This is a genomic window from Nostoc sp. DSM 114167 (assembly GCF_052692655.1).
On record NZ_CP195116.1, the window covers coordinates 1,975,400 to 1,995,389 of the forward strand.

The following is a 19,990-nucleotide window of genomic DNA, read 5'->3' on the forward strand; positions in this document are numbered from 1 at the left end:
ATATGGAAAACCCACGCCAATTTGCTTCACTTGATGCCAGCGATGCGGGGTTACACGGTTCACTGACAAATCGCCCAGCTAGTGCTGTCGCGGCTGGAGATCCGATTGACTTTGAAGCAATAAGTGCTCGTGTGCGATACGAGCGCACGCTGCCAAATTACGAATACAAGGAAAGTCCCGCCGAGATTGCATTACGGCTAGAGCGGCAAGCAGCCGCCGAACAAAGGATCAGATATGAAACTGCTGAAACTAATGAAAAAAACAGGTTACTACTCGAACGCGCCCAAGCTCAACGCAGCGAACTACGAAGCCGCATTAGTGGAAGTGAAGTTATAGAAGCGGAGTTCGTTCAACAGACACGACGCGAATCACCGCTTGCACAAATCCAGCGATCTACTCCCGAACGCCAACCTTTGCCATCTACAGGCAGTCCACCGCCAACACTAAACGGCACAGCAGCACGCGCCGACTCCTTGGTAGAGCCAACCGCTACGCCACGCCCAGCAATATTACGTGAAGCAATCGCCACGACTGCGGGAAATGCGATTAGCGCCTTGCCAAGGGCGTTACCACAAGCGGCGGGGAGATTGGTTATACCTGGCGTCGGTGCTGCCCTGTCGATTGGTACGCGGTTAGTTGTCGGTCAGTCTGTTACCCAAGCTGTAACTAGTACTGGTGCTGGATTAATTGGTACTGGGATTGGTGCAATCGCGGGCACTGCGATCGGCGGGCCGATCGGTGGCGTTGTCGGCGGAATGATTGGTGGTACTGCGGCTTCGCTCTTTTCTGATTGGCTATTCGCTCAAAATCTACCATCTACTGCTGCACATCTTGAAGCTTATGCCCCAAACTACACGACAACGGTATACGGTCAATCGCCGGGAGTTTTATACATTGTCGTTCTTCAAAATTTCAATTCATACGGAGAGATTACTGACTCACGCACATTCGAGCTACGCGGGCAGCTGATCGGCATACAAGAAACTCAAGTAGATACCAATCGGTATAATGCAAAGTTCATAAGCTCAAGTGGTAGCAACGTACTGGATTTAGGGGACTCAACTAGTAGGTGGAAAATTGTATCGGTAAACCGCCAAGACGGTGTAATTGATGCATACCCAGAAAATGGCTCACCATCGCCGCCACGCGATAACTCTCCATATAGGTACGATTCCTCCCCGATCGGGAACGACAATACTATTCCCTCTGGCAAGCCATCAGCGGGAAAAAACAAGGGAGAAACCCGATCCGTTGCTCCATCAATGCCTTCAAACAATACGCCTAATGGGGCACGTGGGTTTGTTGGTCACGGTGGACTTGCGCCAAGCTACTTACCCAATCCAGAACACCAACCGTCAAACCTTGGTGGGATGTTGCCAGCGATCAAAAACGCGCCACAGCCGTTACCATTCGCCGAGGCAGAAGATATGCCAGTGCCTCGCACGCCGATATCAGAAGGGACGGCTGCAACGACAGCGACGAATCCATCCACGTTTGCATATCCCCCCTACGTTCCACAAACCGCGCAACCAATACCGATTAGTGATGGCAATAGTCCCGTACCAAAGGCAAAAGCTCAACCAATACCGAAAACACCCGAACAGGTAGCAACCGATAGAACCAACGAAACTATAGAAAAGCAAAAGAAAGATTTTGATGAACAGATCAAACGCCTGACAGTTATCGCCACGGGATTGGCGGCATTAACGCCAGCGATACAGGGCATACCAGACGCGATCGCAAAATCTCCCACTGTACAAGCCGCAAACAAAGAAACAACTCAAGGGGCTGTGTGCGAAATTTCTCAACCTGGGGGATGTTTGAGGAATGCAATAGATGATTCTGCTAATAACATCAACCAAAACAATAATCAAAATACAGCTAATCTTCTAGACAAAATTAACGCTGGTGCTAATGCTGCACAATTGGCACTTTTAGAATTAATCAATACAAAACTGGGCGATTTACTTCCTGGCGGTTTATCTGGGACTTTCACTAGATTATGGCAAACATTGCAAGTAGATAGAATCCTCAACATTCTGATTCTAATTACTACTTTCCACAATGCCCTGATGCTTTCTAATAATTTAGCTCAAACTCTATTTGCAGCTATTGATAATATCTCTCAAGCTGTTGGGTTTAAATGGAAAAATGAGAAAGGTGAGGAATCTGGTTTTGCAAGCATCATGTCTGAATGGACTGCCGACTTTTTCAAAGCCATATTTGGAGAAGAAAATTATACAGAATTAGTAGCTAATTACAAAAAAGCTAATCGAATATATCAAGCCACTGCAAACATATTCAATGCTTTGCAGTCTATTGGTTATTCAATATTAAGTGCTTTAGAAGTTGTTGGCAGTTATGTAGCTTTAATCGGCAATGCTTTGCGTAAATGGGGCGAAGTTGGGGAAAGCGCTTACAAGTGGTTCAATCCACAGCCAAACTTTCACAATAAATTTTTTACCACAGTAGAAGGTGTTACTAACGTTGTTTCTCAAGTGGATCAGGTGGCTTCTGAAGTCGTTTCTGTAGAGCAAAACGTTGCTCAAATTGGAGAACTAAAAAATGAGTTAACAAAAACCTTGGGTGAAGAAGATAACTCAAAACAAGGCGTACAACCACCAGAAGCAGCAAAAGTTAAAGCGGCATTCGATGCCTCTAAATTAGCGAGCGCTACCGGAATAGAACTTAATGATACGGATTTTGAAGCAGATGAGGGGACTGATGAATAATGCCATTACCAGATAACTTTGACGAATGGGAACATTTACAAGACACTGTAAGACTCTGGCATAATAAAGCAGTAAATCAATATTTTAAAAATACTGAATCGGATAGTTTAGATACTCCCAAGCAGTCCTTAAAAGTGGCTTGCACGATGAAAGATTCAGATACTTCAACGATGACAATGATGAGAATGTGGTTGTTTGAAGTAACAGCAGGAAGATTGCAGAGCGTACAACGTCCTGTATACGGTATTCCTTGGTTTGAAGTGCAATCAGAGCGGACTTTCAAACCCCAAGTAAAACTTTATTTTTTAGAACCATACGATTTTGAAATTCACGGCAGTGAATCAACACCTCAGCTAGAAGGGGAAATCACCTTTAGATTAATGCATGAATCTAGCGAAACTATTAGTAGAAGCGATGCTGAAAGACTTGCTAGACAGATTAAAAGCATCTTTGCTACTCCTCCCTTTCTCTGGCACAAAGGACACTTCAAATGTACCTATTTTGATACAGAACGCGGTTATGAATTAAAACTTTTAGTTCCTAGTAAAGCTGAGGGAGAACGAATCATCAGAGCAGTATTAGAAATTCAAGAACACCCATTTGACCGTGATTTTTTGCAATTCATCGACAACGATCGTACTTATTCCACAAGTCCCGGAACTCATCGAGTTTACGGACGTACAGTCAAAAAATTTGTGAAGAGAAGAACGGCTCCGGTAAAGTTCAGCTTTGCTCAACTACTAGTCTGGGGCAAACAAAATCCGATTAACTTGGTTGCTAGGTCTGGCTCTCGCCTGCGAAGTGTCATTGAACGAGTTTAGGGAGAATCATCACAAAAATTTGACGGACAACACATGTTATCCGGTTGGAAATAGTGAGTGATATTGCCTGCTATGACTGAAGTATAGATAGGTACAAACTACAACCAATTACTGACATGGGCAGACGCAAAAGCGCAAAACAATTAGAGGAGCAGTTGAAATATGCTAAAGCGCGTGAGGCATATCAAGCACCAATAAGAGAAGACGGTGCAGCTACTCGCAGACAGCCAAAAATCGGTGTTAAATATGCTGTTCTTTCGCCTTTAGCCGCAGCAGACGCAGCATTTACCATCCAAGCCTCAAAAAAATCAATTGATTTCTTCGGTGGCATCACACCTCTAGGACTGGCCGCAGTTGCTACAGACCCCGAAGCACCCAGAGGCTTTAAACCCGCTAGGATTTTGGCAATGGTTAGCGATAGCAGCCCCGCAGTCGTTAGGGCTAAAGATAGCGGTCGGGCTTATACCCGCTACGGATCGGGCAGTAGAGGCGGTGGCACTCAATACAATTTCACTGCACCAATCACAGCCGATACTCCTGCCAACTTAAAAACTAAGGTAGAAGCTGTAATCGCAGCTAAAAAGGGTTCTGTTGGCGGTGCATACGGTCGCATCTGGTTTGAGCCAGAAGATTATCCTTACGCAGCTAGTGGCGAATAATGCTTAACTTGTCTACTCCAGCTATTTGGTATCCTGGGCAAACTGATGAAGACATCCAGGAAGAAATAGATTTGATGATGGTCAGGGCAAAGTATACAGCAGCCTTTATCAACGGTGAGATTCACGCTGATACTTTCCTTGATTTCTTGGATGAGGCAGGAAACGACGTTTTCGATTTAGCTCAAGAGTGGTTAGGCGATGACATTACAAGTTGACCTCAAAGCTGCCGGAGCGTGGGAACTCACCTACTACCAAAAGCACACAGGCAACCTGAATAACCGCCGCATTCGAGCGCCAATTCTTGAGCCGATTGAATTGCCTTACTTGACAGATAAACATTTATTCTTGGTAGGGGCAACGTCGAGCAAAGCTAAACCAAGTTGGCTCAGAGCCGGGTACTTTTATCAACAAATTGATGGCATCCAAATCAACGACACCATCATTTTTGAGGGATTGGGGGCAGTTCCTAGCACAGAAGTAGACTACACTCGCCGAACGATCAAGCTCAATGCGATTGAGCTTGTCCAATTTCCCAAAATCTCAGACAATTTTCGCTTGCGTTTTGAAGCACTCCCCTGGATTGAAGAAATTACCCTTGGGGTTTGGGAGTACACAGGCACTGAAACTGACTCAACAGAGGAATTGATTCAGACTGTTAGAGCCAAGTTAGAAACAATTGAATTCAAAATTAATAATTTATGACCACATTAAGCTACACCGCATTAGCCGAAAAGTTACCAGATGGTTCGATTGAATTTGTTGGGAATAATCAAGTCAAACTTAATTTGAGTTTGGTAACAGAATCAGGCGCAAATTTAACGTTAGGTTCATCCTGTGTCAAAGGCATTGTTAAGTTAATGCAAGCACTATCCTCACTTACTGAGCAAGTAAACGAATCAAGGCTTGATGCTAATCTCCCACCTATTCAATTTGCATCGCAACAAATAACAGGTACACCAGAAGCGCCAGAGTTTGAATTTACAGTGCGAGTCAAAGTTGACACAGCATTATTTGTTGATAATCTTGATGACCCCACTGATTAATTATGATTAATAATTCCTCTAACACGATTGAAATTGCTAAATTTAGCAATTGCACTCATGGAGTAAAGGATTTAACAGCTACTGTTGGTGATACAGTTCTCAACGCCAACAGTAACAGACAGTACGCAGCTTTTATAAACAATTCTTCTTCCGATATCACTTTGATTTTGGGTGATAAATCCAAAGGCGCTATTGGTAGAGGAATTGTTTTAAAGCCAAGAGGCAGCTACGAAATCAACCAATCCAATCTTTATATTGGAAAGGTTTCGGCTATTTCTGCTAGTAACTGTAAATTAACTTTCACGGAGTGTATTGAATAATGGCTCTTTATAACCCAGCTACAGCGATATTGGTTGAATCAACCAGTAGCACTTCAACCCCGACTACAGTTGATGCTAGCACTACTAGTGAGACAATTCTTGCTGCTAATTCCAACCGCAAAGGTGCAACGATTTGGAACGATAGCACGGCTACTTTGTATCTAGAATTTGGTGCAACAGCTACAACAAGCGCTTTTACTGCAAAATTAAATCCTAGTGGTTACTATGAAGTACCATTTCATTACACTGGCGTAATTAGTGGTATTTGGTCTGCTGCTAATGGCAATGCTTTAGTTAGAGAGTTGACTTAATGCCTTTATTCAATCAAGAAGAATTGCCTGAGTTATTGCTTCCAATTAACTTCACCCACTGGCATGATGAAAGTACCATAAAAACAGGTGGAGCCATAAGAATTGACACAAACACCAGTGTTGCTTACGGAACTGAAATCTACCAAGACCCACCTGCGCTTAACGACAGTTTTAGTTTTAACAAAAACTTAAAAGCTGGCAATTACATTCTTTCTATATTGACTGTGGGGTACACAAATTTAGGAATCCTAAAGCTAGAAATCAATGGGGTGACATCTTTTAGCGATCTCGATCTCTACAGTAGTTCAACCATATTTAATAGGGTGCTTGAAAAAAATATTTTCATTCCCTCGGATGGAATGCATGAGTTTAAATTTACTGTAATCGGTAAGAATCCTTCATCTAGCAATTACTACTTTTCTGGACGAAAAATCTGGGCGAGAAAAATATAATTTCAATTTAAATAATGTCTACTTCGCCAACAATAGCTATTACCAACTCTAATGGTTCTCCAGGGATAACCATTACCCTTGAGTCTACTGGAATATTTTTAGGGATTCTTGTTAGCGCTTCTGTTTTAGCTGGAGTGTGCTTTAAAGTTGTTAGCAGCATCAGCCGTATTTCTTCTTCAATTGCTCAAATCGAGAAAGATTTAAAAGAACACGCTGACAATGGTAAAAGAATTGACCAACTCGATCGAAAACTGGATTTGCATCTTCAAGAATATATAAATCGAAAAGATGTTGTGCAAATGCTTTTTGGTCAACTTAACGAGAAGGTTGACCACAAATTTAAAAAAGTTCTGTTTTATACCCGTGACATTCAGAGCTTTTTACAACGTGATTCTGATTTCAAAATCCGGGAATACTACGAACACACTAACGAGGAGTAATTCAAATGTCTAAATCTACTCTAAATACTCTCACTACAATTCTTGGGTTGGCTGCTGGTGCTGCTAACTTCCTTGGTAGCATTGGGGTGATTAATCACACTGTTGCTGGTACTATTGGCGGGTTTGCCACAGCCGCACTGGGGTATCTAGTACAACAACCTGCGGCTGGCGAACAACCTCAATCTCCAGCACCTCAAAAGTAATTCTGTGGGGATTCACTCTAGTCATTTAGCGGCGTGGGGGATTATGAAAAATCTCTTCTGCTTGATGAAATCTTGCAGGGTGTAGCACCAAAGGCAATTTACAGATTCAGGAAAGTACTGCTCATCTTCTTTGCAGTATCTTCCACAAGTGCAGCAGAATCGGCGTTTTGCTGCGTTACTAGTACTCAGATCCTCCATAAATCAAAATCTCCATTTCGTCACTTAGGCAGGTCAACGCTCTTTACTGATGGCTTGACCTCAGCCCTTTTATCTTGGCATCTTGGGCAATTAGTTATTAGCGACGAGCATTCATAATAAAGCACTCTTTCTCCACATACAGCAGTTAAAAATGCTTGTCCGCCCCAATGCCCAGGGACATAATGAATTATTTTATCTTGTGGCATAACTCCCAAAAGTGAATAATGCTAATGGACTTTTAGAAATTCTATGTAAGCAGACAATAATACAAGCTGCTATAAAAACGTCTGGCGGTAATTTCTGCCAGCCTAAGTAATATGGCTCTAATAAAATCCTATGAATTGTTTTTGGTGATAGGATTCGCGATACCCGGTCAATAGCAGCATGATAGGGATTATCAAATTTCCTAAATCGCATTGGTCATAATTCCGTTTTTGTCACTTGCTATATTAAAGCCAAGGCAATACCACCGGAACCGGGAATAAGGTCAGGCGGCCCCTGGCGTGTGAGCCTTCAAATTTTAACTGCCCAGTGGACACACGAGAAAGCTACTGGGCAGTGAGCGTTTTTATTCAAATTAGTCAAAACTTTTCGTCTGTTTGTCCTTGATTGACAAGGCTTTAAGAGGTGTTTGCCGACTCAATTTAGTCAAGAATTAGTCAAGGGCAATTTTAGAAGCCTGAGAATAGTGGGTGACGAGGGATTTGAACCCGCAACCAATAGATTAAGAGTCTACTGCTCTACCGTTGAGCTAGTCACCCGCACGAAAAACCATGATAGCAAACTTCTAACAGATTTGCCAGTGCCGTGCCCAAAAAACGAATTAAAGGGGAAATTTGACGGTAAAGGTAGTTTGACCTGCTGCACTCTCTACATAAATTGAACCGCCTAAATGTCTGACCATTTTCTGCACTAATGCCAACTCCAGCCCCGTACCACTATGTTTCCAAGGATCGTGTTTGGAAAGGTGATAGAAAGGTTCAAAAATCCGTGAGAGTTCATTGTTGGTAAGCTCTATTCCGGAATTGGTAATATTAAGCTCGACTGCATCCTCTCTTAAGTGAGCAGACACTGCGATCGCTTCCCCAGCTGGGGTGTATTTGCAGGCATGGTTGAGCAGTTCGGTGACAATCCGCTCCAAATCAGTGATATCTGTCTCCAAAGGTGGCAGCGCCCGATCTACAGTCAGGTTTAACTGCTGTCGCTGGCAGTTGGTGAGGTCTCGAAAAGACTCGATAATGGGATGAAGCCAACTTTGAAAGTCAATGGCAATCAAGGTTGGAGGATCGGGTTCGGCTTCGAGATATGTGAGTGTGAGTAAGTCGTTGATTAACTTGCTTTCTCGCCCACACTCGTTATGCAGAATCTGCAAGAGTTGCGGCACTATTTCTATCTCTGATATTTCTGCTGGTGTGAGGACACTTTCGAGAGTTTGGACTGCAAGGCTAATGCTGGTTATTGGTGTCCGCAGTTCTTGGGATAAAGTTCTGAGAAATTGGTTTTTGAGCCGATCGCTTTTTTCTAGTTCTTTTACCTGTGCCTGGTTTTGTTTGTAAAGCTGGGCTTGACGAATGGCGATCGCACATTCATTTGCTACCTGCTGCACTAGCTCAATTTCAAATTCGTCAAAAGCCTCTTGCGATCGTCTTGTCAACCAAATATTTCCTAAAATTCCTTGAGGATCGAAAATTGGACAAGCCATCTGGGACATAACTAGCAACTTGGGTTCCCATCCTGGTAGAATTTCCAAAAATTGCAATGGTTGTTTTTGCAACAACGGCTGATAAACTTCCAGATAATCTGCAATCTGTTTGGTTAATCCTTGACATTGAGGCAAATTAATACTGTATTCGTAAGCAATAGTAACTAGAGTTTGACAAGTACTGTAGAGTTCAATTTGGCAACGCTCAAGGTTTAGTAATTTTGCTAATTCCTGGGTAAGTGTCTGCAATACTTGAGTTTGATCGAGACTGTCGCGGATTTGTTCTGTCATCCGTCGCACCAAGGCTTCAAAGTTTCGCACCTGCTGCAACTGATTGATGTGTTTCTGCTTTTGTAACTCCATCTTGGCTTTGAGATCCTGGAGTTGCTGATGCAGTTCTGCCTGTTGGACTGCAATGCCGATTTGAGTTGCCAACTGCTTGAGTAAGTCAGTTTCTGTTTGCTGCCATTGACGCGATTGGTGGCAATGCTGGGCAATCAATAGCCCCCACATATCTTGCTTTTGGAAAATCGGCACGACGAGATTAGCTCCGATCTGCAAAGATGTCAGGAAATCTATATGGCAAGGATGCAAGTCGGCTGCATAAATATCTTCGATAACTTGAATGCAACCTTGTCCGTAGTGTTCTGGATGTTTGCCACTCAAGCAGGGATCGGTGATGTTTTTGCCTAATAGGGGATCGCTGGTAGCTACAGTTGATTCGGCAATGATTACTCCACTACCATCAGCCTCGAAACGATAAATCAACACGCGATCGCAATTCAAAAATTGCCGCAGTTCAATTGCTGTTTGATGCAGAATTGTCTCTAATTCTACTGATTGATGAATCCGTCCAGCGATCGCTTCTAGCAGTTGCTCTCGTTCAACCTGGAGTCCAATTGCTTGTTCTGCTTGCTTTACAGAAGTAATATTGCTACTAGTACCAATCAATCGATAAACCTTGGAGTTAGCATCCTTTAGTGGCGTGAGAGTCGTACTCCACCAAGTGGGAACTCCCTGGAATTGCAAACATTGTTCGTAAGAAATAGTTGTGCCGAATCGCACGCAGTCCGCATAATGTTGACGCACCTTTGCAGCATCAATAGCAGAGAGAATATCCTCTGGTTTTTTGCCGCGAACATCGTCTGAGCGAATCCCTATCCACCGTTCATGAGTGGGATTAAGAGCCACATATTGAAAATCTCCATCCTCCAAAACATCAACTACAAATATTGATGCCTGTACAGAATCGTACATGCTTAGTAGAAACTGCTCGCTACTACTTTTTTCATCTACTTCTGTGCCAAAAAGAATTTGAGGTGGCGATAATTTTGTCAACTCCATAGTTGATTCCACTGGATTTAGATTCATGCGAGAGTCCCTGTCTTGTATTACTGACTCTTCTAGGCGCTCTCTTGTCGTTACGCTTGTAGTAGATGCACTTTAGCGCCTATAGCAAAGTCTTGTCAGCTGTTGCTCATCGAAATTTTGCTCTTTCTCTACTTCTTGTCAGAAATCTAGGAAAGCTAATAAAAGTCAGCTTAACAAAATCCTGCTTTTTGAAGGTGAAAATACATTTGCAGGTGAGGGCAAACTTACTGCAATTTATTTTTAACAGTTTTTTAAGATTGTTGCATATATCTAGGTGCAAACCTAAATATATATCAATTAAGTTTATAATTCTTAATAAGAAGAGTTATAATCGCAATTTATGAGCATTGATTCCTGTGAGGATACCAACCAGCAGCCAAGTGATGCCTAAGCCGATGACTTCGCCTAAAAATAACTGGCTTAAGTAGCGCCAGATTATCCCTACAGCAGAACCCACAGGGACAGCAACCGCCCAACTTGCCGCAGAGACGAATATCCATCGCCAAGCTACAGGCTGGGGAATTGCTAACGATTGTGCCAATCCAATCCCCAAGCCGCCAAGGGCACCATAAACCGCCCCTGACAAAATTCTCAAAGGAAGAATCTGAGTGCTAGGTACAATCCAACCCACCGCACCAATACCGATCGCAGTAATAATACTCCAACCCAAAAGACTTGACAAAATCCACCTGATACAAAATATAGGTTGTTTGAGAAGACAGCCTTGAGGAAGTGCGATCGCAAATCCGCCGATCGCAGCCTCTACCACTCCAACATCTGGCTTTTCGCCGACTTCAATTAAGAGTAAACTCAATAAAAATCCGCCAAAAGTAGCTAAAGTCCACAGCAATGTAAAGCCAAATCTAGTATTATTAGGCGCGAATGGCATCAAAGTTGCTTTGTTTGTAATAGTCTGACAGTTTTTGCATTAAACATCTCAAAAAAACCTTTGCGTCGCTGTTGGGGTGATTCCGGTACGATGTAACCCCACAGACTCTCCCAGTAGAAAAAGGAGATACCATCAAAATTGCGATCGCGCACTACCTGAACCTGTTCTCTAACTTGTGCCATTTTTACCGGATTACCTACCGTTCCTGTTGATATCCCAATACCTACAGGAATTAGACTTTGAGCCAATTTGATCGATGGAAGTTCTAGTTGAGCGATAAAAGACTTTTTGTCATTTCGATATACTTGTAAAATTAACTCATTAACTAAACCTTTTTTTACCCAATTTTCCCAATCTTGCAAATAGTATTTATAAGCAAAAGCTTGATAGTTGGGAGACAGAGATATTTTGAGTTTGGGCTTAACTGCCTTCACAGCTTGATAGATTTCTGCCATGAAATCAGTAATTTTATCTGCCCGCCACCGCATCCATTCTGGGTTAAAAGGGTCATTAGGGGGACTTTTGCCTTGATGTTCTTGCTGGTAGAGTTCAATAGTGAAGCGATCGTAACCGAACTGTACAGGCATCCCAAAATGATCGTCAAGTTGAATACCATCCACATCATAATCCCTGACTACTTCTAAAATTAACCCTTGGATAAACTCTTGTACTTGTGGATGTAAGGGATTCAGCCAAGCTTGTTTAGTGATTAAAAGATTGTCGATTTCTTCTGGTGGAACATCTTGAATAGAGTTTATACCTTCTTGTCCAATTGTCAACCAGTCAGGATAACGCCTTGCTAATTGTGAATAATGCGGCGTCATGAACCCGTATTCAAACCAAGGAATGACTCTCAAATCTTTATTTTTGGCAAGTGTGATTATTTTTGCTAAAACATCCTGTCCACCGTGCATGAAGTTAAGCAAAGGTTGAGTTTCTGAACCTGTAGTTATTTTGGCTACAGCACTTTTATAAAAAGTATGTCCTCGGTTCCAAACTACAGGATAAATCGTATTAAAGTTGAGAGTCGATAATTGATTTATAGCACGGTTAATACCCCAAGGGACAAATAGTACACCACTAGCAACATTAGTCAGCCAAACGCCGCGAATTTCTGTAGTTAAAGGACTGTTTTTTTGGGAATAAACTGGCAGTGAAGAGGGTAAAAAAACTGTTAAAGTGACTACTAATCCCAAACACAGCAAGTAAGCAACACAACGGCGAGCAACCCGATTCATTTGTAAGCGTGACCTAGTGCGATCGGAATATATATAACTACAAAATAAAGTTGTAATCCTCCGGATGATGTAAAGAAATGATGATTCAGAACTCAGAATTCAGAAGTCAGGAGTCAGGATAGTTGAAATAATACGGAGCCAGTTTTAGTTATGAATATACTTGACGATACCAAAACCTAATAAATTCTGACTCCCAACTTTTAACTCAATACGGTTCAAACCGCTACTTGTACAAAATCGTAGGTTTTTGAGACGCGATAAATCGCCGTCTCTACAAGTGTTTTGGTTTTATCTGAACTGTATTGACTCCTGACTCCTGTTAGCGGATAGCTAAGGTTTAGCCCATTCTGACTCCTTAATTCTTTCTTATTAAAATCTTTCCACACCTTCAAATTGTTTTAGTGTCGATGTATTTGCTGCTTCCCCACAAGTTCGTGGTGTGGGGAATATCTTTTCAGGATTTGCTAACCCTTTAGGATTAAAAACTTGCCGTACCCATTGCATGGTTTCTAAATCAACTTGGCTAAACATCTGTGGCATATAGCACCTTTTCTCTGCGCCGATGCCATGTTCGCCAGAAATACTACCACCAACTTGGACGCAAAGTTTGAGAATTTTACCACCCATTTCTTCTACTTGTTCCAATGCACCAGACACAGAATTATCATAAAGAATTAGCGGATGAAGATTGCCATCGCCAGCATGAAATACATTAGCAACAGGATAACCGTATTGTTCACTTAATGTCTTAATTTCGTGCAGAACATAAGGCAACTGAGTTCGAGGAATAACACCATCTTGAACATAATAATCTGGGCTTAAATGTCCAGCCGCAGCAAAAGCAGCTTTGCGTCCTTTCCATAATTTCAACCGAGTTTCTGGGTCAGTAGCAGAAGTGACATTCCGCGCCCCATTCTTTTGACAAATTTCGGTAACTCGCTGTTTATTCCCTGCAACTTCAACTTCTAAACCGTCAATTTCTATTAGCAAAATAGCTGTAGCATCGCGGGGATAACAATTAGTTGCGACAACATCTTCAACTGCATTGATGCTGAAGTTATCCATCATTTCCATACCACCAGGAATAATGCCGGCGCTGATGATGTCAGAAACAGTTGCCCCGGCAGCTTCAATACTAGTAAAATCTGCCAACAGCACACAAATTGATTCTGCACTTTTGAGAATTCGCAAAGTAATTTCTGTGGCAATTCCTAAAGTACCTTCAGAACCAACAAAAATACCTGTTAAATCATAACCAGGCATTTCAGGAATTTGCCCGCCTAAATCGATAATTTCCCCCTCTGGCGTGACAATTTTTAATCCTAAAACGTGGTTAGTAGTAACACCGTATTTGAGACAATGTACGCCACCAGAATTTTCGGCAATATTGCCCCCAATAGAGCAAATAATTTGACTGGAAGGGTCAGGAGCATAGTAAAATCCAGCACCACTAACAGCTTGTGTTACCCAACTATTAATCACCCCAGGTTGTACAACAGTCCGTTGATTTTCTAAATCAATGCTGAGGATTTGCCGCATTAAAGAAGTGACAATTAAAACAGAATCTTCTAATGGTAAAGCACCGCCAGATAGACCAGTGCCAGAGCCGCGTGCTATGAAGGGGATAGAGTATTGATTGCATATCTTCACAATTTGGGCAATTTGTTCTGTAGTTCTGGGTAAAACCACCACAGCCGGACGTTGGCGATAACCAGTTAAACCATCGCATTCATAGGTAATGAGTTCTTCGCGGCGTTGCACCACACCATTTTTGCCAAGGACAGCCTCGAATGCTTTGAGAATAGGTTTCCAGTTGCGTTGTTTTTTATCTTGGGTAAGCATAGTTTTTTCAAATTCAAGGTAGATATTGCAGGCTGGTTAGTATAGCTGTAATTACTATTGTTGCAAGAATAGCAGTCAAATGTGAGTAAAAGCGATCGCATAATTTAAGTACGGAAGGCGCGATGTCTTCTAAGGAGTACGTTGAATGATGGTAGAATTCAGATATTCTGTTAATTGTGGGGCTAGATTAACATAGAGTCAGACATTTAACAGGAGAGTGTGAAATGACTTACCAAGTTTTAGATTCCACCTCAAAATTAATTGCAAAGCTGCAAACCCTAGCACCAGAACAGCAGCAAGAGGTGCTAGATTTTGTCGAATTTCTCGCACAAAAATATGCTCAACCCCAACAAACAGACCAAAAGCGGGTACTAAGTTTAAACCAAGGTAAGATTTGGATAAGTGATGATTTTAATGAACCTTTACCTGATAAATTTTGGTTAGGTGAAAGTGAGGGATGAGACTATTATTAGACGCTCACGTAATTATTTGGTCAGCAGGAAACCCAGACAAACTATCGCAGAGAGTTAGAAATTTATTAATTTATACTAACAATTCTTGGGTAGTTAGTATGGCTAGTGTTTGGGAATTACAAATAAAATCTCAGCTTGGTAAGCTAAATTTAAGCTCGTCGCTTCCAAATTTCATCGAAACTCAACAGCGAGTGAATAATCTACAAATATTACCTATTGAATTGACTCATATCTATGCTTTAGAAGCTTTGCCAAGTCATCACCGCGATCCTTTCGACCGAATTTTAATCGCTCAGGCAATAGTTGAAAAGATGCCTTTGTTAAGTATAGATGCTGTCTTTGATATATACCCAGTTCAAAGGATATGGGAGTAAAAACACAGATTCGATAGGCTGAGATTGCGATTGCACTCATCTTCAGTAATAATTTCAATAGATGAATGAATAAAAAAATTCTCACTAACTTGCGTGAATTATAAACTCATTTATCCGATGCCAAACCTTCTCTAATAAATTAGGATCGTCTGCATCAAACCATTCAATTTTTGGATATGCTCGAAACCAAGTACGTTGTCGCTTGGCAAATTGTCGCGTATGCAAAATTGTTAATTCTTTCGCTTCATCTAAGGAAATATCCCTAGCCAAATATTGTTTAATTTCTTGATAGCCCAAAGTATTCAACAAAGACAAATCAGCGCCATATTTTTGACAAAGATTCTCCACCTCAGCGACCAAACCATTTGCTATCATTTGCTCAGTACGCTGTTGAATACGAGCAAGCAACTTTTCAACATCGCAATCTAAACCAATTTGCAAAATCGGATAATTGGGCGGATTCTCCCCTTGCTGTTCTGAAATCGGATATCCAGTAACATAATATACTTCTAATGCTCTTAAAGTTCGTACTGAATCATTGCCATGAATTTTTTGTGCTGCAACTGGATCGACTTGTTGTAAAATTGCGTGGAGTTGTGGTTGTCCGAGAGACTCAAGCTGCGATCGCAATTCCATCTGTGGTGCAACTCTCGGAATTTTCATTCCTTGGACAATCGAACGTATATATAAACCAGTGCCACCAACTAGAAACAGTGGTGTAACACCAACAGAAGCAATTAAAGCTTGTGCTTGCTGCTGATAGTCTGATACTGTCATCATATCTGCTGGATTGCAGATATCTATTAAATAGTGCGGCACCAATTTTTGTTCAGCTACAGTCGGTTTAGCTGTCCCAATATCAAACTCACGGTAAACTTGACGAGAATCAGCACTCAGAATTACACAACCCAAACGCATCGCCAAAGCCAAAGCTAAACCCGATTTACCCGTTGCCGTCGCTCCACAAATCACAATTAATTTAGTCATTTGTCATTTGTCATTTGTCATTTGTTATGGGGCATTAGGCATTGGGTATGGGGAAAGGGAAAGGGGTAAGGGGAAAAGGGGAAAGATTAAATTTATTCCTTTTCCCTTTAACCTTTAACCTTTTCCCCAGCCCCCCTGCCTCCCCTGCTCCCCCGGTTACTGAGCGCAGTCGTTGGCGTAGCCTCTCGTAGAGAAGTATGCCCCCCTGCCTCCCTTGGCTTTTTCCACGGTACTACAACCCCAGTATAAACTTCTCTTGAAAATGCCCTACAGACGCCAGCAAGGCTTTTGTGTTACAATTTTGGAGTGTTTTTCCTTTTATTTGCCTTTCGGCGATTTTAAACCCACACATCAGGAGAGTTTACATGACGAGCAGTTACAGTGCCGATCAGATTCAAGTTCTGGAAGGTCTGGAAGCCGTCCGCAAAAGACCAGGAATGTACATCGGTACCACTGGGCCGCGAGGACTCCACCATTTAGTTTACGAGGTGGTGGACAATTCAATCGATGAGGCTTTGGCGGGTCATTGCACTCATATAGAAGTGGATATCAACGCTGATGGTTCGGTGACTGTAACAGATGATGGTCGCGGTATTCCCGTAGATACTCACTCGCGTACTGGGAAATCGGCATTGGAAACCGTAATGACGGTACTGCACGCCGGTGGTAAGTTTGGCGGTGGTGGTTACAAAGTTTCTGGAGGATTGCACGGGGTTGGTATTTCTGTTGTTAATGCCCTATCTGAAGTTGTAGAAGTTACGGTTTGGCGAGATAAAAAGGTTCATCTTCAGCGCTATGAACGTGGTGTCCCAGTTAGCGAACTGCAAGTCAAGCCTTACAAAGAAGCTAGAACTGGAACTTCTGTTACTTTTAAGCCAGATATCCAAATATTCACTACGAGCATTGAGTTTGATTACATCACTTTATCAGCTCGCCTACGAGAATTGGCGTATCTGAATGCAGGTGTCAAAATTACTTTTACTGACCACCGTTTAGAACTACTAAAAAGCGATACAGCCAAGGTAGAAACCTACGAGTACAAGGGTGGCATTAAAGAGTACATTGCGTACATGAACCGCGAAAAGCAACCGCTGCATGAAGAAATTATCTATGTGCAGGGAGAACGCAACAACGTACAAGTAGAAGTTTCATTGCAATGGTGTACTGATGCTTACACGGATAATGTACTAGGTTTTGCTAACAATATTCGCACGGTAGATGGTGGTACGCACTTAGAAGGGTTAAAAGCAGTTCTGACTCGGACATTAAATGCGATCGCCCGCAAACGAAATAAAATTAAAGAAAATGAACCCAACCTCAGTGGCGAACACGTCCGCGAAGGTTTGACTGCGGTAATTTCGGTTAAAGTCCCCGATCCCGAATTTGAAGGACAAACTAAGACTAAACTCGGTAACACCGAAGTCCGGGGAATTGTCGATTCTTTGGTAGGAGAAGTCCTTACCGAGTATCTAGAATTTCATCCCAGCGTTGCTGATGCGATTTTAGATAAAGCTATCCAAGCTTTTAAAGCCGCAGAAGCCGCACGTCATGCACGGGAATTAGTCAGACGCAAATCTGTACTGGAATCTTCGCCATTACCCGGTAAATTGGCAGATTGTAGTTCTCGTGACCCTGGCGAATCTGAGATATTCATCGTAGAAGGGGACTCAGCCGGCGGGAGTGCAAAACAAGGACGCGATCGCCGTACTCAAGCTATCTTGCCTCTACGTGGTAAAATTCTCAACATTGAAAAAACCGACGACGCTAAAATTTATAAAAATAACGAAGTTCAAGCGTTAATTACAGCCCTCGGTTTAGGTGTCAAAGGTGATGAATTCGATTCCACCCAACTGCGCTATCACCGGATAGTCATCATGACTGATGCTGACGTAGATGGAGCGCACATTCGGACTTTGTTGTTAACATTCTTCTATCGATATCAACGATCGCTCATCGAACAAGGCTTTATTTATATTGCTTGTCCCCCACTGTATAAAGTAGAACGGGGACGTAATCATGAGTACTGCTATAGCGATCGCGAAAAAAATCAAGCGATCGCCAAATTTCCGGCTAACGCCAACTACACCATCCAACGCTTCAAAGGTTTGGGTGAAATGATGCCACAACAACTCTGGGACACCACCATGAACCCAGAAACTCGTAAAATGAAGCAAGTCGAAATTGAGGATGCCGCCGAAGCCGATCGCATCTTCACAATTTTAATGGGCGATCGGGTCGCACCCAGACGAGAATTTATCGAAACCTATGGCTCTAAACTCAACTTCACCGATCTAGATATCTAAGTACCAACAGTCCTAAATCATTCGTAAAAAACAAGATCCCCGATTTATTCGAGAAATCGGGGATCTTTAACTTTGAAATATTACTTGATATTCCTGCAACAGATTTTGCTAAAGACTTTATAGCCAAAATTATATAAAAACTACATCTTTTGGAGGATGACAAATTATGTAATTTATAAACTTGTTGTATTAATATTTTTACTACAAATTATGTCGTTAGATGAGTGACTATATCCACAAATTCATTAACTATTGTTAATAATTCCTTATTTAACTGGATTCTACACAAAGCTATGAGAGTGAGCAAAGGCATAGTAGGAACATTGTTCAATTTTATTGGCATCGGTAGCTTAGTTGCTCTGTCTGCCTGCGCTCAACCTGTTGTAGAAACTCCTACAGCAACTGTCCCTTCAACAACTGTCTTGCCCGTCACGCCAACTCCTACTCCCACTATTGCCACCCAAAATTTAGCAGAATTAGCAAAGTCAGCAGCTAATCAAGGACAGTTTAAAACTCTCATTCAAGCAGTGCAAGCTGCCGGATTAACTGAACAATTGGCTACACCAGGCCCTTATACAGTATTTGCACCTACTGACGCTGCTTTCTCTGCTTTACCAAAAGCTACTCTAGACCAACTCTTACAACCAGCAAACAAACAACAATTAGTCAAGCTTCTGTCCTACCACGTCATACCTGGAGGAATTACCTCGCAGCAATTGACATCTGGAGAAGTTAAAACAGTTGAGGGTAGTCCGGTTAAAATCGCAGTCGATCGCGCCAGCAACTCAATCACAGTCAACAACGCTAAAGTGACTCAGCCAGACATCCCAGCTAGTAACGGCATTGTTCATGTAGTTGACCAGGTACTTGTGCCACCTAATTTTCCTGCAAGTCTAAACACCACCCCAACACCACGCTAGTTTTGCAAAGTTCATAGTCTCCAGTTTTCAACTTTGAAAGCCACTCTGATTTTGAATTAATCTCTAATAATCAATTAAAAAAATTAATTTGACTTGTCATACAAGTGATAAGTTTACACTACAAAAATTACAAATACTTCAATTTTTCTGCTTGTAGAGCCATATAATTTACCAATTGTCAATATTGTCGAAACAATCAATGCTCAAATGTTAGCAAAACTACCAACTCTATTGGAAAGCTAGTCCAGATAATACTTTTTGCTCTGACTCGCTGATTAATTTGAACCACTAGCTAGAAACACATTTGTTATGCTTTAAGGAAATAACTAAATATCATCTATCCAACAGCAATTAATAAGTATTTTGAGGATTTCTCATCATTAGATGACAGTAAATTACCGAAGCTAAAGTATTTAAATTTACATTTAATTTACGTAAAAAAAATTTTGTAACTAAATCATCAGGTAATCTGCTGGATTTTCTGTGTTCGAGATAATAGCTGTTGGAAGTACACACCAGAAGGCTGAAAACTTGTTAATATCTTCATGTAGTGCTGTGGCGATCGCGATCTTCTTGTATGTATCTAATGTACTTTTGCCTAAAAGTAAGATGAGATTGGCAAGTTCGCAGGACAAATTGTTTTTGAATTGATTAAAATATCCTTGTATACAATAAAAAAAGTTTGTCAAGTTTCATAGGGCTGAAATCACCA

21 protein-coding genes and 1 tRNA gene are annotated in these 19,990 nt (G+C 41.8%); 15 read left to right on the top strand and 7 right to left on the bottom strand.

Annotated features, from left to right (window positions below; all coding sequences use genetic code 11):
• Nucleotides 1-2: 2 nt before the first annotated feature.
• From NSTC731_RS08535 to NSTC731_RS08585, 11 genes are all read left to right on the top strand, one after another.
• A complete protein-coding gene (locus NSTC731_RS08535) occupies nucleotides 3-2,732 on the top strand; it encodes a hypothetical protein (RefSeq protein WP_445629274.1) in 2,730 nt (909 codons plus the stop codon).
• Nucleotides 2,732-3,553 carry a hypothetical protein gene (locus tag NSTC731_RS08540; RefSeq protein WP_445630430.1) on the top strand — a complete coding sequence of 274 codons (822 nt, stop codon included), beginning with the start codon at nucleotides 2,732-2,734 and terminating at the stop codon, nucleotides 3,551-3,553. The genes NSTC731_RS08535 and NSTC731_RS08540 overlap by 1 nt, the downstream gene beginning before the upstream one ends.
• Before the next feature lie 116 nt (nucleotides 3,554-3,669).
• Nucleotides 3,670-4,212, top strand: a complete 543-nt coding sequence (locus NSTC731_RS08545) for a hypothetical protein (RefSeq protein WP_445629272.1) — start codon at nucleotides 3,670-3,672, stop codon at nucleotides 4,210-4,212.
• Complete coding sequence (locus NSTC731_RS08550) at nucleotides 4,212-4,427, top strand: hypothetical protein (protein WP_445629271.1); 216 nt, start codon at nucleotides 4,212-4,214, stop codon at nucleotides 4,425-4,427. The genes NSTC731_RS08545 and NSTC731_RS08550 overlap by 1 nt, the downstream gene beginning before the upstream one ends.
• Nucleotides 4,411-4,914 (top strand): hypothetical protein, encoded by a 504-nt coding sequence (locus tag NSTC731_RS08555; RefSeq protein WP_445629270.1) that lies wholly within the window; start codon nucleotides 4,411-4,413, stop codon nucleotides 4,912-4,914. The genes NSTC731_RS08550 and NSTC731_RS08555 overlap by 17 nt, the downstream gene beginning before the upstream one ends.
• Complete coding sequence (locus NSTC731_RS08560; RefSeq protein WP_445629269.1) at nucleotides 4,911-5,255, top strand: hypothetical protein; 345 nt, start codon at nucleotides 4,911-4,913, stop codon at nucleotides 5,253-5,255. The genes NSTC731_RS08555 and NSTC731_RS08560 overlap by 4 nt, the downstream gene beginning before the upstream one ends.
• A gap of 2 nt (nucleotides 5,256-5,257) precedes the next feature.
• Entirely contained in the window at nucleotides 5,258-5,575 is a 318-nt protein-coding gene (locus NSTC731_RS08565; protein WP_445629268.1) for a hypothetical protein, read from the top strand.
• Entirely contained in the window at nucleotides 5,575-5,886 is a 312-nt protein-coding gene (locus tag NSTC731_RS08570) for a hypothetical protein (RefSeq protein ID WP_445629267.1), read from the top strand. The genes NSTC731_RS08565 and NSTC731_RS08570 overlap by 1 nt, the downstream gene beginning before the upstream one ends.
• A complete protein-coding gene (locus NSTC731_RS08575) occupies nucleotides 5,886-6,338 on the top strand; it encodes a hypothetical protein (protein WP_445629266.1) in 453 nt (150 codons plus the stop codon). The genes NSTC731_RS08570 and NSTC731_RS08575 overlap by 1 nt, the downstream gene beginning before the upstream one ends.
• Before the next feature lie 14 nt (nucleotides 6,339-6,352).
• Entirely contained in the window at nucleotides 6,353-6,778 is a 426-nt protein-coding gene (locus NSTC731_RS08580; protein ID WP_445629265.1) for a hypothetical protein, read from the top strand.
• Between the two features lie 5 nt (nucleotides 6,779-6,783).
• Nucleotides 6,784-6,981, top strand: coding sequence for a hypothetical protein (locus NSTC731_RS08585; protein ID WP_445629264.1), 198 nt, complete (start codon nucleotides 6,784-6,786; stop codon nucleotides 6,979-6,981).
• 887 nt (nucleotides 6,982-7,868) lie between these two features.
• Here NSTC731_RS08585 and NSTC731_RS08590 read toward each other — a convergent pair.
• From NSTC731_RS08590 to glcD, 5 genes are all read right to left on the bottom strand, one after another.
• A tRNA-Lys gene (locus NSTC731_RS08590) sits at nucleotides 7,869-7,940 on the bottom strand.
• A 62-nt stretch (nucleotides 7,941-8,002) separates the two neighbouring features.
• Nucleotides 8,003-10,252: a sensor histidine kinase gene (locus tag NSTC731_RS08595; RefSeq protein WP_445630431.1), complete on the bottom strand. Its 2,250-nt coding sequence runs from the start codon at nucleotides 10,250-10,252 to the stop codon at nucleotides 8,003-8,005.
• A gap of 325 nt (nucleotides 10,253-10,577) precedes the next feature.
• Nucleotides 10,578-11,141 (bottom strand): hypothetical protein, encoded by a 564-nt coding sequence (locus NSTC731_RS08600; RefSeq protein ID WP_445630432.1) that lies wholly within the window; start codon nucleotides 11,139-11,141, stop codon nucleotides 10,578-10,580.
• Entirely contained in the window at nucleotides 11,141-12,379 is a 1,239-nt protein-coding gene (locus tag NSTC731_RS08605; RefSeq protein WP_445630433.1) for a glycoside hydrolase family 10 protein, read from the bottom strand. Before NSTC731_RS08605 ends, NSTC731_RS08600 begins: the two co-directional genes overlap by 1 nt.
• Nucleotides 12,380-12,748: 369 nt before the next feature.
• Nucleotides 12,749-14,221, bottom strand: coding sequence for a glycolate oxidase subunit GlcD (gene glcD, locus NSTC731_RS08610; RefSeq protein ID WP_445630434.1), 1,473 nt, complete (start codon nucleotides 14,219-14,221; stop codon nucleotides 12,749-12,751).
• A gap of 224 nt (nucleotides 14,222-14,445) precedes the next feature.
• Here glcD and vapB point away from each other — a divergent pair, with 224 nt between their 5' ends.
• Both vapB and NSTC731_RS08620 read left to right on the top strand, forming a co-directional pair.
• Nucleotides 14,446-14,682 (top strand): type II toxin-antitoxin system VapB family antitoxin, encoded by a 237-nt coding sequence (gene vapB, locus NSTC731_RS08615; RefSeq protein WP_445630435.1) that lies wholly within the window; start codon nucleotides 14,446-14,448, stop codon nucleotides 14,680-14,682.
• Nucleotides 14,679-15,068, top strand: coding sequence for a type II toxin-antitoxin system VapC family toxin (locus tag NSTC731_RS08620; RefSeq protein ID WP_445630436.1), 390 nt, complete (start codon nucleotides 14,679-14,681; stop codon nucleotides 15,066-15,068). Before vapB ends, NSTC731_RS08620 begins: the two co-directional genes overlap by 4 nt.
• 84 nt (nucleotides 15,069-15,152) lie before the next feature.
• Here the strand turns inward: NSTC731_RS08620 and miaA are convergent, their stop codons facing one another.
• Nucleotides 15,153-16,055: a tRNA (adenosine(37)-N6)-dimethylallyltransferase MiaA gene (miaA, locus tag NSTC731_RS08625; RefSeq protein WP_445630437.1), complete on the bottom strand. Its 903-nt coding sequence runs from the start codon at nucleotides 16,053-16,055 to the stop codon at nucleotides 15,153-15,155.
• Between the two features lie 365 nt (nucleotides 16,056-16,420).
• Here miaA and gyrB point away from each other — a divergent pair, with 365 nt between their 5' ends.
• Both gyrB and NSTC731_RS08635 read left to right on the top strand, forming a co-directional pair.
• Nucleotides 16,421-18,358 carry a DNA topoisomerase (ATP-hydrolyzing) subunit B gene (gene gyrB / locus NSTC731_RS08630; RefSeq protein WP_445630438.1) on the top strand — a complete coding sequence of 646 codons (1,938 nt, stop codon included), beginning with the start codon at nucleotides 16,421-16,423 and terminating at the stop codon, nucleotides 18,356-18,358.
• Nucleotides 18,359-18,651: 293 nt separating this feature from the next.
• On the top strand, nucleotides 18,652-19,278 hold the full coding sequence (locus NSTC731_RS08635) for a fasciclin domain-containing protein (protein WP_445630439.1): 627 nt from the start codon (nucleotides 18,652-18,654) through the stop codon (nucleotides 19,276-19,278).
• A 452-nt stretch (nucleotides 19,279-19,730) separates the two neighbouring features.
• Here the strand turns inward: NSTC731_RS08635 and NSTC731_RS08640 are convergent, their stop codons facing one another.
• A complete protein-coding gene (locus NSTC731_RS08640; protein ID WP_445630440.1) occupies nucleotides 19,731-19,913 on the bottom strand; it encodes a hypothetical protein in 183 nt (60 codons plus the stop codon).
• Nucleotides 19,914-19,990: the final 77 nt, after the last annotated feature.